Origin of the sequence: Rhizobium sp. B230/85 (assembly GCF_019355735.1) — a bacterium.
Classification (GTDB): domain Bacteria; phylum Pseudomonadota; class Alphaproteobacteria; order Rhizobiales; family Rhizobiaceae; genus Rhizobium; species Rhizobium rhododendri.
Window position 1 is genome coordinate 2,245,932 of the sequence record NZ_CP072156.1, and the last position, 14,512, is coordinate 2,260,443.

At 61.0% G+C, this 14,512-nt stretch carries 15 protein-coding genes; 10 read left to right on the top strand and 5 right to left on the bottom strand.

The genetic code is table 11. The features are described 5' to 3' along the window. Positions 1–18: 18 nt before the first annotated feature. Together J5289_RS10920 and J5289_RS10925 are read left to right on the top strand one after the other, a co-directional pair. Positions 19–798 carry a rhomboid family intramembrane serine protease gene (locus J5289_RS10920; protein ID WP_209183751.1) on the top strand — a complete coding sequence of 260 codons (780 nt, stop codon included), beginning with the start codon at positions 19–21 and terminating at the stop codon, positions 796–798. 107 nt (positions 799–905) lie between these two features. Next, positions 906–1,340 carry a CBS domain-containing protein gene (locus J5289_RS10925; RefSeq protein ID WP_209183752.1) on the top strand — a complete coding sequence of 145 codons (435 nt, stop codon included), beginning with the start codon at positions 906–908 and terminating at the stop codon, positions 1,338–1,340. Between the two features lie 71 nt (positions 1,341–1,411). Here J5289_RS10925 and J5289_RS10930 read toward each other — a convergent pair whose 3' ends face one another. The 3 genes from J5289_RS10930 to folE all read right to left on the bottom strand — a co-directional run bounded on the left by J5289_RS10930 (position 1,412) and on the right by folE (position 3,574). Further along, a complete protein-coding gene (locus J5289_RS10930) occupies positions 1,412–2,377 on the bottom strand; it encodes a patatin family protein (protein ID WP_209187465.1) in 966 nt (321 codons plus the stop codon). Positions 2,378–2,493: 116 nt separating this feature from the next. After that, positions 2,494–2,940, bottom strand: coding sequence for a phosphoribosyl-AMP cyclohydrolase (gene hisI, locus J5289_RS10935; RefSeq protein WP_209183754.1), 447 nt, complete (start codon positions 2,938–2,940; stop codon positions 2,494–2,496). A 19-nt stretch (positions 2,941–2,959) separates the two neighbouring features. Next, the gene (gene folE, locus J5289_RS10940; RefSeq protein ID WP_142822706.1) at positions 2,960–3,574 is read right to left on the bottom strand and encodes a GTP cyclohydrolase I FolE; all 615 of its coding nucleotides are present in this window, start codon (positions 3,572–3,574) and stop codon (positions 2,960–2,962) included. A gap of 272 nt (positions 3,575–3,846) precedes the next feature. Between folE and J5289_RS10945 the strand changes: the two genes are divergently transcribed. The 4 genes from J5289_RS10945 to J5289_RS10960 all read left to right on the top strand — a co-directional run bounded on the left by J5289_RS10945 (position 3,847) and on the right by J5289_RS10960 (position 7,751). Beyond that, positions 3,847–4,293, top strand: coding sequence for an iron-sulfur cluster assembly scaffold protein (locus J5289_RS10945; RefSeq protein ID WP_209183755.1), 447 nt, complete (start codon positions 3,847–3,849; stop codon positions 4,291–4,293). Positions 4,294–4,295: 2 nt separating this feature from the next. Then, positions 4,296–4,652 (top strand): membrane protein insertion efficiency factor YidD, encoded by a 357-nt coding sequence (yidD, locus tag J5289_RS10950; protein WP_209183756.1) that lies wholly within the window; start codon positions 4,296–4,298, stop codon positions 4,650–4,652. 164 nt (positions 4,653–4,816) lie between these two features. Beyond that, positions 4,817–6,805: a threonine--tRNA ligase gene (thrS, locus tag J5289_RS10955; protein ID WP_209183757.1), complete on the top strand. Its 1,989-nt coding sequence runs from the start codon at positions 4,817–4,819 to the stop codon at positions 6,803–6,805. Between the two features lie 106 nt (positions 6,806–6,911). Beyond that, positions 6,912–7,751 carry a lysophospholipid acyltransferase family protein gene (locus J5289_RS10960; protein ID WP_209183758.1) on the top strand — a complete coding sequence of 280 codons (840 nt, stop codon included), beginning with the start codon at positions 6,912–6,914 and terminating at the stop codon, positions 7,749–7,751. Positions 7,752–7,776: 25 nt separating this feature from the next. Here the strand turns inward: J5289_RS10960 and J5289_RS10965 are convergent, their stop codons facing one another. Next, positions 7,777–8,850: a hypothetical protein gene (locus J5289_RS10965; RefSeq protein ID WP_247749127.1), complete on the bottom strand. Its 1,074-nt coding sequence runs from the start codon at positions 8,848–8,850 to the stop codon at positions 7,777–7,779. A gap of 243 nt (positions 8,851–9,093) precedes the next feature. Between J5289_RS10965 and J5289_RS10970 the strand changes: the two genes are divergently transcribed. The 3 genes from J5289_RS10970 (at position 9,094) to J5289_RS10980 (ending at position 11,578) form a co-directional block, all read left to right on the top strand. Then, on the top strand, positions 9,094–9,681 hold the full coding sequence (locus tag J5289_RS10970) for a nitroreductase (RefSeq protein ID WP_209206558.1): 588 nt from the start codon (positions 9,094–9,096) through the stop codon (positions 9,679–9,681). Continuing rightward, positions 9,681–10,292 carry a flavin reductase family protein gene (locus tag J5289_RS10975; RefSeq protein ID WP_209183759.1) on the top strand — a complete coding sequence of 204 codons (612 nt, stop codon included), beginning with the start codon at positions 9,681–9,683 and terminating at the stop codon, positions 10,290–10,292. The genes J5289_RS10970 and J5289_RS10975 overlap by 1 nt, the downstream gene beginning before the upstream one ends. Positions 10,293–10,438: 146 nt before the next feature. After that, on the top strand, positions 10,439–11,578 hold the full coding sequence (locus tag J5289_RS10980) for a DUF2336 domain-containing protein (protein WP_374108271.1): 1,140 nt from the start codon (positions 10,439–10,441) through the stop codon (positions 11,576–11,578). Positions 11,579–11,594: 16 nt separating this feature from the next. Here the strand turns inward: J5289_RS10980 and pcaD are convergent, their stop codons facing one another. Further along, positions 11,595–12,395, bottom strand: a complete 801-nt coding sequence (gene pcaD / locus J5289_RS10985; protein ID WP_209183760.1) for a 3-oxoadipate enol-lactonase — start codon at positions 12,393–12,395, stop codon at positions 11,595–11,597. Positions 12,396–12,682: 287 nt separating this feature from the next. Between pcaD and malQ the strand changes: the two genes are divergently transcribed. Beyond that, positions 12,683–14,482 (top strand): 4-alpha-glucanotransferase, encoded by a 1,800-nt coding sequence (gene malQ, locus J5289_RS10990; RefSeq protein ID WP_209183761.1) that lies wholly within the window; start codon positions 12,683–12,685, stop codon positions 14,480–14,482. Positions 14,483–14,512: the final 30 nt, after the last annotated feature.

Below are 14,512 nucleotides of genomic sequence, written 5' to 3' on the forward strand. Positions count from 1 at the left end.
CACGACGAAGAGCATGACATGCAAGACGATGTGCCCAATCTTCCCCCGACAGTGGAGAACCGCCCAGACGCGCCTCCGCCACGCACACCGATCTTCAATCTTCCCCCCGTCCTCGTCGCGAGCCTAGGCCTGCTGCTGGCGATCTTTCTGATCCAGAGCGTATTTTTTTCGACGGACACGCTCGACTGGTTCTTCTTTACTTTCGGCTTCGTACCGGGCCGCTACACAACGCCTTTGTCGCAGCAGGGTCTGGAGTGGCTCTGGACGCCGGTAACCTATTCGCTGCTGCATGCAAGCATCGAGCACATCCTGTTTAACGGCTTGTGGCTGATGGCCTTCGGTGCGCCGGTGGCTCGCCGCATCGGCCCGGTGCGCTACATCGCATTCTGGATACTTTCGGCAATCGCAGCTGCAGCACTCAATGCCGCCATCCATTGGGGCCAGATGACGTTGATGATCGGCGCATCGGGCGTCGTCTCGGCGCTGATGGGGGCTGCCTGCCGCTTTGCATTTCCGCCCGAGAAACGCGGGCCTCGCCCGATGGAATCGCACCTCAATCCAAGACTGTCGATCATTGGCGCATTGCGAAGCCGGACAGTCCTGATGTTCATCCTGTTCTGGTTCTTCACCAATATACTCATCGCCTTCGGCATGCCGCTGATTGGCGATGGATCGCAGGACGTGGCATGGGACGCTCATGTCGGCGGCTTTATCTTCGGTTTCCTGCTCTTTTCGCTGTTCGACCGCCCGATAGAATTGCCGACGCCGCCTGAAGACGTCGCCGCCATCGATGGCTGAAGGTTGCATTCCCGGCAACCTGAGTGCAACATCGAATTCCGGCCGCGCGGAGGGAGGAGACCACGGGCGACCGGAATCCTATTGCGATTTCGAAAGGGGAGGATCGAATGCCAATTTCCGTAAAATCCATTTTGGACGCCAAGGGTCGCGCCGTGGTGACCGTCGGTCCGGACACGACGCTGCTTGAGGCCGCTGCGATCCTGGCGGAACACCGTATCGGTGCGCTGGTGATCGGATCGCTCGGAGGCACTATCTCCGGCATATTCACGGAGCGGGACGTTGTAAAAGCTGTTGCCAAATATGGCCGCTCCAGCCTCGACCAACCGGTCGTGGAAGTGATGAGCTATAACATCGTCCGCTGCAGCGAAGATTCGACGGTCGACCAAGTCATGGAGATGATGACGCAAAGACGGTTTCGCCATGTACCGGTGGAAGACGACGGCAAGCTCAGCGGCATCATTTCGATCGGCGACGTCGTCAAGGCTCATATCCGCGAGATTGAACTCGAGGCCGAACAGATCAAGGCCTATATCGCTGGATGAAATGTCCTGGGGAAGGGGCTGATCACAGCGCCTCCCCAGCTACGACTGCGGGATGTGCGCCACCCACCGCGTCAGCGGGCATAGGCCTCCTGCATGCGGCGAATTTCCGGAAGTCGAGCCGAAGCCTCCTCATAGCCGCGATCGATGGCCGCACCGGCGCGATGAAACTCGGATAGGCCGATATCGCTCAGTCGCGGATGCAGCGCCAGGTCCGGTGGGTCGCCGGCAAGACGCGCGCGCGAAATCCTGTCCTGTATGATGTTGAAGGCCTGCACCATGACGCCGGTCATACCGAGCCTGGTATACGGCGCTTCGGACTGGCGATGGATGTCGGTCGCAGGCTGCAGAGCGTTGTGCTTGACCACGGCCGAACGGCCGTAGAGATCGTAATTGAGGTTGACCGCGACGACCAGCGGCTGTTCGTAGGACCGGCAGACCGAGACCGGCACCGGATTGACGAGCGCGCCATCAACCAGCGTCCGGTTGTTGCTGCGCACCGGCTCGAAAATTCCGGGAAGGGCGTAGGACGCACGCAATGCTGTGATCAATGATCCGTTGGTGATCCACACCTCATGGCCGGTGTTGAGTTCGGCCGCCACGGCAACGAATGGCCTGGGCAGGTCCTCGATGCTCAGCCCCTGCAGGTGCTCCTGCATCCGCTTGGTCAGTCGCATGCCGCCGAAGAGCCCGCTTCCGCCAATGGTCAGGTCAAGCAGGCTGGCAATGCGGCGCATGGTAAGCGAGCGGGCGAATGTTTCGAGTTCATCGAGCTTGCCGGCCAGATAGCAACCGCCGACGAGTGCGCCGATCGATGTGCCGGCAATCATACCGATCTCGATGCCGGCCTCGTCGAGCGCTCTCAGCACGCCGATATGCGCCCAGCCTCGCGCTGCGCCGCCGCCCAGCGCCAAAGCGATTTTCGCTTTGCTGGGAAGGACGGGAATGAGGGCCGTTGCGGAGAGATCGTTGCCTTTGGCCGGGGAGGTAACCGCCGAACTCTGTCCGGCTCCCTGACGATTGAAACGCCAGTTCAGCATCTTGTCTTCCTTCGAGACGTATCGCGCCTCTTGTTATATCGCGTCCCTTTTTGTTTGCCTGAACATCATACGTCTACAGGGCTTAACAGTGTAATGCCCTGCCGGATCAATTTGTTTTAATGGCCATATACATCGCGTGGGTCGAAGTGGCGGTGAGTGTCGACGATGCGCACCACCGGCTTACCGTCCTGCAATTCGACGACCCGGTAGAAGCACGAGCGCCGACCGGTATGGCAGGTGGCAGCATGACCCCCAACCTCGACCTTCAGCAGGATTGCATCCTGATCGCAATCGGTACGGATTTCCATAACCGTTTGCAAATTGCCGGACGTTTCGCCCTTCTTCCAGATCTTGGCGCGCGAACGGCTGTAATAATGCGCAATGCCGGTGCTGAGCGTGAGGGACAGAGCCTCGGCGTTCATGTGCGCTACCATGAGCAGGACACCATCACTGGCGTCGGTGACGACAGCGGTGATCAGACCGCCATCGTCGAAACGCGGCGTGAACTCGCCGTCATCCTCAAGTTCCGCCTTGTCGCGGGAAGGCTCCCTGAATCCTATCATCGCAAACCGTCACCTGAAATTAGCGTCCGCGCACCAGCGTCATGAAACGCGCCTGCTCGGCCGGATCGACCTTGTAAGAGCCGGTGAACCGTGTCGTCAGCGTTGTCGATCCCTGCTTCTGCACGCCGCGCATGGCCATGCACATATGCTCGGCCTCGATCATGATTGCAACGCCACGAGGACGCAGCGTCTCGTCGATTGCGGTGGCGATCTGTGCCGTCATAGTTTCCTGGGTCTGCAGGCGGCGCCCGAAGATATCGACCACGCGGGCGATCTTGGACAGGCCAAGAACGCGGCCGTTCGGCAGGTAGGCCACATGAGCTTTTCCGATGATCGGCACCATGTGGTGCTCGCAATGGGAAAAGAACGGAATGTCGCGCACCAGAACCATGTCGTCGTAGCCAGCCACTTCCTCGAAGGTCCGGCCAAGCACATCTTCCGGATCCAGGTCGTAACCGGCGAACAGTTCGCGGTACGACTTGGCGACGCGTGCGGGCGTGTCGATCAATCCCTCCCGGGTCGGGTCGTCACCGGCCCAGCGGAGAAGGACACGCACGGCATCCTCGGCTTCCTTTTGAGTCGGACGATCCGGGTGGGTGTCGGTCAGCGCCAAATTCTTCAACACAGCGTCCATTTCAGGCTCTCCTGATCCGCGATAGGGATCGTTTCAGTCTCGTCAGCGACATTGCCAGCCGGACACGGCTTTCGGCAAAATCAGTCCATACGTCCAGATTCTCGCGGCCGTCGTACACTGTTTCGGGTGAAACTCGCAGAAGAGCGTTGTAAAATCATGTCCTACGAACGAGATACATATAGTACGGCACCCTCGATGTGAAAGTGTTCGATCGGACACGGTGTGTTTTTCGTTTAGAATACAGTGACCGCCATATCGGAGCCCGGAGCGCAATGGACGACATCTACAACACCAAAATCCTTGAGTTTGCCGGCAACATAACGCGCATCGGCGTGATTGAGGATGCGGATGCCAGCGCCAAGGCGCACTCGCGTCTATGTGGCTCCCGCGTCACCATATGGCTGAAACTCGATGGAAATGTGGTCAGCGACTTCACCCACGACGTCAAGGCATGCGCGCTCGGCCAGGCTTCATCGTCAATCATGGCACGCCATGTGGTCGGGGCGACCGTGTCTGAACTGCGCCAAGCTCGAAGCGACATGCTGGCGATGCTGAAGGCAGACGGCGAGGGGCCTGTCGGCCGATTCGAGGAGATGCGATACCTCCGCCCGGTCAAGGACTATAAGGCGCGGCACGCATCGACGATGCTGACATTCGACGCCGTCATCGATGCCATCGAGCAGATCGAGGCCAGACGCGGCGCAGCCGTGGAGGCCTGACCATGTGCGACGCGCACGGCCATGACGATAAACCCCGCCAATCCAGAAACTATGCCGGTCCCTTCCGCAAGACCCCGGACCGGCTGCTCGGGATAGGCCTGATCCGACTCTACCAGCTGACACTTTCCGGCTTCATCGGCAATTCCTGTCGCCACCTGCCGACCTGTTCGGAATACGGCTATGAGGCAATCGCACGACATGGCCTCTGGCCCGGTGGCTGGATGACGTTGTTTCGCGTCGGCAGTTGCGGGCCTGGCGGCAGCAGCGGCTTCGACCCCGTTCCGGAGGTTCTCGAGCGCAGATACCGGTGGTGGACGCCGTGGCGATATCTGGCCCTGCGCCGCTCGCCGGGCGCCTGATAAACAACATCATACACGGCCGGGTAGAACATGAACGGCGTGCCTGATCTTTACTCAAAGCCTGAAAACATCTATCAGGCGCTGCGAGATCGGCGGCCTATTGCCCATCTCGTTTATGACGCACCACCCGCATTGGTTGGCGGGACTGGATAAGGAAGCTTATGATGACGGATGCTATTTCCCTGACATTTCCCGATGGTTCGGTGCGCGGCTTTGCAGCCGGCGCAACAGGCCGGGATGTCGCCGAATCGATATCGAAGTCGCTGGCCAAGAAGGCCGTGGCAATTACCATAGACGGCACTGTACAGGACCTCTCCGAACCGGTGACCTCAGGGGCGATCGAGATCGTCACCCGTACCGACCCACGCGCGCTGGAACTCATTCGCCACGACGCGGCCCATGTCATGGCAGAAGCCGTGCAGGAACTGTGGCCCGGTACGCAGGTGACCATCGGTCCGGTGATCGAGAACGGTTTCTATTACGACTTTGCCAAGAACGAGCCGTTTACGCCGGACGACCTGCCCGTCATCGAAAAGAAGATGAAGGAAATCATCCTGCGCAACAAGCCGTTCACAAGAGAGATCTGGTCGCGCGAAAAGGCCAAGCAGGTATTTGCCGACAAGGGCGAGACCTACAAGGTCCAGCTGGTTGATGCGATCCCTGCTGGCCAGGATCTGAAGATTTACTACCAGGGCGACTGGTTCGACCTCTGCCGTGGCCCGCATATGGCCTCGACCGGCCAGATCGGCACTGCCTTCAAGCTGATGAAGGTGGCCGGTGCGTACTGGCGTGGCGACAGCAACAATCCGATGCTGACCCGCATCTACGGCACGGCGTTCGCCGAACAGTCGGAACTCGACAACTACCTGAACATTCTGGCTGAAGCCGAGAAGCGCGATCATCGTCGCCTCGGCCGCGAGATGGACCTGTTCCATTTCCAGGAAGAGGGACCCGGCGTGGTCTTCTGGCATGGCAAGGGATGGCGGCTGTTCCAGTCGCTGGTATCCTACATGCGCCGGCGCCTTGCGCGCGACTACCAGGAAGTCAACGCGCCGCAGGTGCTCGACAAGTCGCTCTGGGAAACCTCGGGACACTGGGGCTGGTACCGCGACAACATGTTCAAGGTGACGGTTGCCGGCGATGAGACCGACGACGAACGCGTCTTCGCGCTGAAGCCCATGAACTGCCCCGGCCATATCCAGATCTTCAAGCATGGCTTGAAGTCGTACCGCGAACTGCCTGTGCGACTTGCAGAATTTGGCAACGTTCATCGCTACGAGCCCTCCGGCGCCTTGCACGGACTGATGCGCGTGCGCGGGTTTACGCAGGACGATGCCCACATCTTCTGCACCGACGAGCAGATGGCCGCCGAATGCCTAAAGATCAACGATCTCATCCTCTCGGTCTATGAGGATTTCGGCTTCCAGGAAATCGTCGTCAAGTTGTCGACACGGCCGGAAAAGCGGGTCGGGTCGGATGCCCTGTGGGATCGCGCCGAAGCCGTCATGATGGAAGTGCTCCAGACCATCGAGGCGCAATCGGGCGGGCGTATCAAGACCGGCATCCTGCCGGGCGAGGGCGCTTTCTACGGTCCGAAGTTCGAATACACGCTGCGTGACGCCATCGGCCGCGAATGGCAGTGCGGGACGACGCAGGTCGACTTCAACCTGCCGGAACGCTTTGGCGCCTTCTACATCGACCAGAACTCGGAAAAGACCCAGCCGGTTATGATCCATCGCGCTATCTGCGGCTCGATGGAGCGCTTCCTCGGTATCCTGATCGAGAACTTCGCCGGTCACATGCCGCTGTGGATTTCACCGCAGCAGATCGTCGTCGCAACCATCACATCCGAGGCTGACGACTACGGTATGGAAGTAGCCGAGATGCTGCGCGAAGCAGGCCTGCAGGTCGAGACCGACTTCCGCAACGAGAAGATCAACTACAAGATCCGCGAGCACAGCGTCACCAAGGTGCCCGTGATCATCGTTTGCGGCAAGAAGGAAGCCGAGGAGCGCTCGGTCAATATCCGCCGCCTCGGTTCGCAGGCGCAGACCTCGATGTCGCTCGATGCGGCTATCGAAAGCCTGACGCTGGAAGCCACGCCTCCGGACGTTCGCCGCAAGGCAGCGGAGAAGGCGGCGCGGGCAGCCTGAGCGATCACTCTCTGACAGAGCCGTGCTGGCTCTGTCAGAGAACTGACATCGAAGTGTAATATACCGACGCCAGTGTGATCAGGGGCGGGGCCTACCCGGAACAATCGTGAAGCTCAAAGTGCTTTCCTACGCCAATGACCGTGATCCTCGCCTGAAGCGCTGGTTCATCCGCTCCATCGAGGGCCTGTCGGGCCGAGATCGTTACGCGCGGCTTTACGACATCTGGCGCAGCGACATCGTTGCCTCCGGCGACCGTGTGTTTGGCAAGATGCTGGACCTTATCGACATCCGGATGGACGTGCGCGGCGCCTGGCCGCCGGTCAATCTGCCCGACACGCCGCTCGTCATCGTCGCCAACCATCCGTTCGGCATCGGCGACGGGATAGCGGTGCTGGCGCTGGCCGAACAACTCGGTCGTCCCTTCCGGGTGCTGATCAACGACGAACTGCTCAAGGTTCCGGAGATGAGCGCCTATTCGTTGCCGATCTCGTTCGAGGAAACCCGCGAAGCGATGGCGATGAACATGCAGACCCGCCACGAGGCCGTTCGTCTCCTGAAGGAAGGCGTGACCATCATCGTCTTTCCAGCCGGCGGCGTGGCCACGGCGAAGCGGGGATTTGGTCTGGCGGAAGATCTGCCCTGGAAGATCTTCCCGGCAAAGCTGGTGCAGGCAGCGCGGGCGTCCGTCATTCCGATCTATTTCGAAGGCCAGAACGGCCGGCTGTTCCACCTTGCGAGCAAGCTTTCCCTGACGCTTCGTATCTCGATGCTGATCCGCGAATTCCGACGCCTCTCCGGCAGCACGATCACCTCCCATATCGGTGACCTCATCACCTTTGAAAAACTCAGCGAGGGTGCCGATCGCAAGGATCTGCTGTCACGACTTTACAGCGCCGTGTTCTCGATGGCGCCGCCGAAGCGCCCGGTTCTCAGCCGCGCCAGCTGAGTCTGACGAAGCCGACCTGAGCCCGCTAATCCATGCTGGTACCGTCGTCGCCTGGAGGCAGCGGCGGCTGGACGGCGGAGGGTCCGCCGGCCTCGGGAGGTGCGGTCGGCGCCTGTGCGGCCGGTGCCTGCGGCGAAGGTGCCTGCTGCAGCTGGTCGTCAGGTCCGTTTTCCGGATCCTGCAGATCCTGTGGCTGCTGCTCTTTCATCAGCACCTCGACGTCGGTGTTCTTGCCGGCCGCAACACTGAAATCCCGCTGATAGATCTTGTCCTTGTTGCGGGCGACGGCAGTGTAGCGCCCCTCCGCCAGTATCATCGTCGGGAAGGCGCTGACGCTCTCGCCGACGATATCGCCGGCAGCCGTCAGCACAGACCAGGCCGTATCGGCAATGGCCTCGCCGCCGGCATCCGAAACCAGCTTGAAAGTGAGTTTTGCGGCACGATGCTGGATCGTCGCCTCGGTCACCTTGCCGGCCTCGACCTGGATATCGGCGCGGATGATGGCATTGACCTGCCCGTATTCCGAGACAATGTGGTAGGTCCCGGCGCTGAGTCCCACCAGCGTGTTCGGCTTGACGTCGGACATGACGAGACCGCGTGTCCCGTCCTCCTTCACCTCGTTGGAATAGACGGAAAAACTGAGCTCGGCCGGTGGAATCCTGACATCGGAGCCGGACACCGCGTTGAGCAGGATGCCGCCGGCATCGAGCACCATGACCTGCTTCTGCGTCTCGCCGCTTTCCGGCACCGTGAGCTTCTTGGTAACGCCGGCGCGACCGAATGAAACGTTGACGAAATAATCCCCCGGGCCGAGCTGAAAGGCCGCCGAACCGCCTTTGGAGCTGGCCACCAGCGGCAGTTTTCCGTCACCGCCAGCGACAGGACTGAACACGTACCAGGACAGACCCTGTTGCAAAGGCGGCCCATCCGCCGTCAGCTTGGCGTCGAGTGCGACATCGCGGATGGCGGCTGCCTTCTTGTCCGTCCCCGGGGAGATGAAAGCGTTTAGCTTCGGCATTTTCGCCGTACTGTCGAGCTGCTTGAATTCCTTGAAGGCATCGTCTGCCCGGACGGAGAGGCCGGTAGCGAGCAAAAGCATCGCCGTCAGGCCTATACGACCGGTATGAACAAAAGCCGACATGAATTCCCACCGATCGATGACGCGTATCAATCCGCAACAGAAGACCAACGCGGTGGCAAATTCAAGACCTTGACCATCATACCCCCGGGTTTCGCATGGTTTTGTCCCTGCAGCGGCAATTGACATCGGCGCAGCCGGCAGCGACAAACCGGCATCGCCATTCATGACCCTTGCGACCTTGTCGCCACGATGGAATTTCTGATGAAAAACGACATCACGCTGATCGATTACCTCGCTGTCCGCCGGTCGACGCCTGCCTTCCAGATGTGCGAACCCGGGCCGGGCAGGGGCGAACTCGAGGACATGTTGCGACTGGCCTCGCGCGTGCCGGATCACGGCAAGCTCGCACCCTGGCGCTTTATCGTCTACCAGGGTAACGAGCGAGCCAAGATCGGCGAGGCGCTGCTGCAGTTGGCGCGGGAGGCAAAGCCTGACCTTTCCGACGAAATGAGGAAGGTCGAACTCGCCCGGTTCACCCGCGCGCCTGTCGTCATCGCTGTCGTCAGCACCGCCGGACCTCATGTCAAGGTGCCCGAATGGGAGCAGGTCCTGTCGGCTGGCGCGCTCTGCCTCAATCTGTCGATGGCGGCCAACGCCCATGGCTATGTCGCGAACTGGCTGAGCGAGTGGTTTGCCTATGACGAGCGCGCCTATCCTTTGCTCGGCATCAGGCCCGGCGAGAAGGTTGCAGGTTTCATCCATGTCGGATCGACCACCTTCCCGATCACCGAGCGGCCGCGCCCTGAACTCAGCGACACCGTGACCTGGGTCGGCGGAGGCGACGGCTGATGTTCTACAGCACGGACACCAACCGGCACGGCCTGTCCCATGATCCGTTCAAAGCCATCGTCACGCCAAGGCCCATTGGCTGGATCGGCAGCAAGGGCAGGGATGGCTCGATCAACCTGTCCCCCTACTCCTTCTTCAACGCTGTCTGCGACACCCCGAAGATCATCATGTTCTCCTCGCAGGGCCGCAAGGACAGCGCCCGGAACGCGGAAGAAACCGGCGTGTTCACCGCCAATTTCGTCAGCCGCAACCTGATCGAACAGATGAATGCCTCCTCGGTGAGCGTACCCTATGGGGTCGACGAGTTTGATGTCGCGGGCTTGACGGCGGCACCCGCTGAACTGATCGATGCGCCCTACGTCTCCGAGGCCTTCGCCGTGCTCGAATGCAGGGTGACGGAAATCCGTAATCCCATGACCTTGTCCGGGACGCCGGCCAACAATTTCATGGTGTTCGGCGAAGTCGTCGGCATTCGCATCGACGAGGTGATCATCCGCGACGGGCGCCTCGACATGGAACTGGCACGGCCCATGGGCCGCATGGGCTATATGGACTACAGCGAGGCCAGCACGGTGTTCGAACTGCTGCGTCCACCCACGCCAAAGTCGTAATTCGATGTCGATTTACCCGTCGTCGGCCAATTCGACAATCTTACCGGACGCTTAACGCCTATGGTGAACCAATCATAAACTTTTTGCCGCTAGTCTCGGAATCACAGTAGCGGACGGCAGCCGTCCCCAACATCGAGGCCGGAAAAGTGATCGTAGAGGCATTTCTTCGCTGGACGGAAACGGCCAAGGCCGGCGACAGGGCAAGGGCTGCCAATGCGCTTGGTCGGGCCTATCTCGGCACGACGATGCCGGCTGCCGAACGCGATGCGGCCGAGATGGCGATGACTTTCCTGCTAGACGATCCATCGCCGCGCGTCCGCCTGTCTCTCGCGGAAGCACTGGCCCATGCAGCAGATGCGCCGCGCAACGTCATCCTGTCGCTAGCCACCGACCAGCCAGAAATTGCTGCCCAGGTCATCCTCTGCTCGCCGCTGTTTAACGACGCCGATCTCGTCGACCTCGCCTCGCGCGGCGACAGCGTGACGCGGGTGCTGATTGCCTCGCGCGGGGCACTCGGTGCGTCGGTCGTTGCGGCCATTGCCGAGATAGGCGACGAAGAGGAAGTTCTTTGCCTTCTGGAGAATGACGGTGCCTGCTGGTCGCGCGCTTCGCTGAAGCGTGTCACGGATCGGCTGGGCCATTCCGCCGATATCCGCCGGCTGCTTCTCGAGAGGCATGACTTGCCCTGCGATGCCCGCCATCTGCTGATGCAGCAGGTCAGCGACGCGCTGGCGGAATTTTCGCTCGTACAGGCAACCCTCAGCCCGCGCCGCCTGCAGCATGTGACCCGAGAGGCAGGCGAGGCGGCCACCGTGGCAATCGCGGGTGCCGTCAACCATGATGAAATCTCCGGAATGGTCGAGCACCTGCGGCTGTCCGGGCGCCTCACGCCGGCTTTCCTGATGCACACGCTGTGCAGCGGCAAGGTCGATTTCTTTGCCGGCGCCGTCGCCAATCTCTCAGGCTGCAGCGAGCCTCGTGTGCGGTCCATTCTCGGCACCGGACGCATGCATGCCGTGCGTGCCCTCTTTGAAGCCGCCGGATTGTCGCGCGATATCAGCACGCTGTTCGTCGAGGCGACGATGCTTTGGCGTCAGGCGTCGCGGTCCACCATGGAGACCATGCTGGATACGGTATCTCAACGCCTGTTGCGACGCCTTGGCCGGCGCCACGGCACTGCTGGTGGCGTCACCGACCTGCTGGTGATGGTCGAAAAGCTGCACATCCAGGAGCAGCGTCAGTCGGCCCGCAATTTCGTCTCCCAGGCCATGCCCTACGCGGCCTGAGAAACCGAAAGATCGCCTACTTACCCGTCTCGACTTCCGCGATAAAGGCCTTGATGATTTCGGTGAGCAACGCCGGCTGTTCAACGCAGGCTATGTGTCCTGCATCGCGGATCAGTTCATAGCGCGCATCGGGAATGCGCTTGGCCATTGCCAATACGACGTCAGGCGGTGTCGAGCCGTCCTTACCGCCGGCGACACAGATCGTCGGTACGGCAATGGACGTCGCCGCCGTCTCATAGTCTGCGTCTCTCAACGCCTCGCAGGTCGCCACGTATCCCTCCGCCGGCTGACGGACCAGCATATTCCGATAGCCGGCATAGGCTGTATTCTCTGGGCGTCGGAATTCTTCCGTGAACCATCGCTCCATGATGCCGTCGGCAAGCGCCTCTATGCCGCCGGCCTTAACTGCGGCGATGCGGTCATTCCAGAGGTCGGGTGTCCCTATCCTTGGCGCCGTGCCGCAGAGGATGAGGCCTCGCACCAGTTCGGGACGGCGCTGGTAAAGCGACTGGGCAATGAGCCCACCGACAGAAAGGCCGCAGATATACGCATTGCTGACGGAAAGCATGTCGAGAAGACCGGCGAGGTCGCCGGCATGGTCCTCGATCGCATATGGGGTCTGGCCGACATCCGACAGGCCGTGACCGCGCTTGTCATAGAGCACGATGGCAAAATCGCCCGCAAGCCGGACGATCACGTCGCGCCATATGCGGAAATCTGTGCCGAGAGCATTGGCAAAGACGATGGTCGGCTTGTCGGCCGGCGCGCCGATGATTTGATAATGGATCATCAAATCGTTGATGCGGGCAAACTGCATGCTTTGGTCCTCACGATCGGTTTAGGCTTCCATAGCCAGCGGCATGCCGGCAACACGCTCTATTGCCATGAGGATGGCTGCACAGCAAAGAAAATCAGTTCGTTGCAGCGAGCGGCGTAGGTCAGTTCGGTCCGTCGCCACTCCGGGCCACGGAGACTTCAGGGAGAGCATTCCGACGCTCATCTACCCAATGGCTGGCGATTGGTTCGGAACAATAGCAAACCGATTTTGTTGTCCTAGCAACGCCGCAAGGGCCTCCGTCCCGGCGCTCGAGGAATTGACAGCCAATGCAGAAACATCATCAGAGCCTGAGAAGCCTTGCCCGCACCCACGGCATAGACCTCCGCCGGCCGTCCTCGGACGGCAGCACAACGGCAGTATCCGACGCTACACTGCGGATGATGCTGACGGCGCTCAAGGTCACGTTCGATGATGAAACAGCACCCACAGGCCCCGCCAACTGCTTCCTGCCTCCGGAGCTCATAGATCGTCCGTGCTGGGGTCTCAGCCTGCAGCTCTACGAGCTTCGTTCAGCCCGCAACTGGGGCATCGGCGACTTCCTCGATCTCGAGGCTTGTTGCGATCTGGCAGGCCCGCTGGGTGCCGACTTCATTGGCCTTAACCCGCTGCACGCGCCATTCACGGCCGATCCCGAGCGCTGCAGCCCCTATGAGCCTTCCAACAGGCATTTTCTCAACCCTTTCTATATTTCAGTCGATGCGGTGGAAGGCTTCGCGATGACGCCCGCGCTGGATGAGCGCATCCGGCGACTTCGTGCCACGGAGCTTGTAGACTACAGGCAAGTGGCGGAACTGAAGCTCGAGGTGCTCCGGGACCTTTGGACGAGCGGGAAGGGCGGTCGCGGCAGCCCTGATTTTGCCGCCTATGTCTCGGAAGGCGGCGAAGGCCTGCAGCGACACGCTCTGTTTGAAGCCCTCTCCACGGAGATGGGCAGGGGCGGTGTCGGGACCGGTTGGCACGCATGGCCGGATGCTTATCGCACTCCATTTTCAGAGGAGGTCGGCCGCTTTGCGGAGGAGCACTCCGAAAACATCATGTTCCACAAATGGCTGCAGTGGCTGGCGCATCAGCAACTCGGCCAAGCCGGCACCCGTGCCAGGGAACGTGGCATGCGCATCGGGCTATACCTCGACCTTGCCGTCGGCGAGGCGCTTGATGGCTCCGCAACCTGGAGCGATCCGGATTTCTACGTCTCCGGCGCCAGCATCGGTAACCCGCCCGAACCCTATGCCATCGACGGCCAGGACTGGCGGCTGGCCGCCCTTTTGCCGGACGCCATCGCATCCGGCAAAGCCTCGCCGTTCCACAAGATGCTGGCGGCTGCCATGCGCTACGCCGGCGCGATCCGCATCGACCACGCGGCCGCTCTTTCGCGCCTCTTCCTCGTACCCACCAGCGGCACTCCGGCAGACGGGGCCTATGTATCCTATCCGCAGGAAGACCTGCTGCAGGTCCTCTCCAGTGCATCGCAGCAATACCGCTCTATCGTCATAGGCGAGGATCTCGGCAATATTCCCGGTGGTCTCCGCGAAGACCTTGCCGACGCGCAGATACTCTCCTACCGCATTCTGTCTTACGAGCGAAACGGGCAGGGGTTCATCGCTCCGGAAGCCTACCCGGCCCTCGCGCTTGCCTGCGTCTCCACCCACGATCACCAGACATTTACGGGCTGGTGGCGCGGCGACGACATTGCGCTACGCTCCGAGCATCGGCTGGTGCCCGCCGAGCTTGCCGAAGTCCACGAGATCGCAAGGCAGGAGGAGCGTGATGACCTGCTTCGTGCCTTTGCAGATGCCGAGGTTCGCGAGCCAGCGATAACAACGGGCGAAGACGAAAGTGTTGCCCTTGCCGTAGCCTCCTATCGCTATATCGCGCAGACGCCATCCGCGATGGTAGCGGTCAGGCTTGCAGACCTCACCAACGAACCGAACCCGACCAACATTCCGGGCACCAGCACCAGCTATCCGAACTGGAAGCCCAAGCTGTCGGTCCCGCTGGAATCGCTCGCTGAGGCACCGCTGTTTCGTGAAATCGTCAGCGCCATCAGTCAGATCCGACCGCGATAGTGCAAAGGCAGCAGGCTAAGGTAACTTGCC

What these genes read in the sequence shown, in the direction of transcription:
- J5289_RS10920 (WP_209183751.1), top strand. Translation starts at nt 19, where the DNA reads ATGCAAGACGATGTGCCCAATCTTCCCCCGACAGTGGAGAACCGCCCA.
- J5289_RS10925 (WP_209183752.1), top strand. Translation starts at nt 906, where the DNA reads ATGCCAATTTCCGTAAAATCCATTTTGGACGCCAAGGGTCGCGCCGTG.
- J5289_RS10930 (WP_209187465.1), bottom strand. Translation starts at nt 2,377, where the DNA reads ATGCTGAACTGGCGTTTCAATCGTCAGGGAGCCGGACAGAGTTCGGCG.
- hisI (WP_209183754.1), bottom strand. Translation starts at nt 2,940, where the DNA reads ATGATAGGATTCAGGGAGCCTTCCCGCGACAAGGCGGAACTTGAGGAT.
- folE (WP_142822706.1), bottom strand. Translation starts at nt 3,574, where the DNA reads ATGGACGCTGTGTTGAAGAATTTGGCGCTGACCGACACCCACCCGGAT.
- J5289_RS10945 (WP_209183755.1), top strand. Translation starts at nt 3,847, where the DNA reads ATGGACGACATCTACAACACCAAAATCCTTGAGTTTGCCGGCAACATA.
- yidD (WP_209183756.1), top strand. Translation starts at nt 4,296, where the DNA reads ATGTGCGACGCGCACGGCCATGACGATAAACCCCGCCAATCCAGAAAC.
- thrS (WP_209183757.1), top strand. Translation starts at nt 4,817, where the DNA reads ATGACGGATGCTATTTCCCTGACATTTCCCGATGGTTCGGTGCGCGGC.
- J5289_RS10965 (WP_247749127.1), bottom strand. Translation starts at nt 8,850, where the DNA reads ATGCTTTTGCTCGCTACCGGCCTCTCCGTCCGGGCAGACGATGCCTTC.
- J5289_RS10970 (WP_209206558.1), top strand. Translation starts at nt 9,094, where the DNA reads ATGAAAAACGACATCACGCTGATCGATTACCTCGCTGTCCGCCGGTCG.
- J5289_RS10975 (WP_209183759.1), top strand. Translation starts at nt 9,681, where the DNA reads ATGTTCTACAGCACGGACACCAACCGGCACGGCCTGTCCCATGATCCG.
- pcaD (WP_209183760.1), bottom strand. Translation starts at nt 12,395, where the DNA reads ATGCAGTTTGCCCGCATCAACGATTTGATGATCCATTATCAAATCATC.
- malQ (WP_209183761.1), top strand. Translation starts at nt 12,683, where the DNA reads ATGCAGAAACATCATCAGAGCCTGAGAAGCCTTGCCCGCACCCACGGC.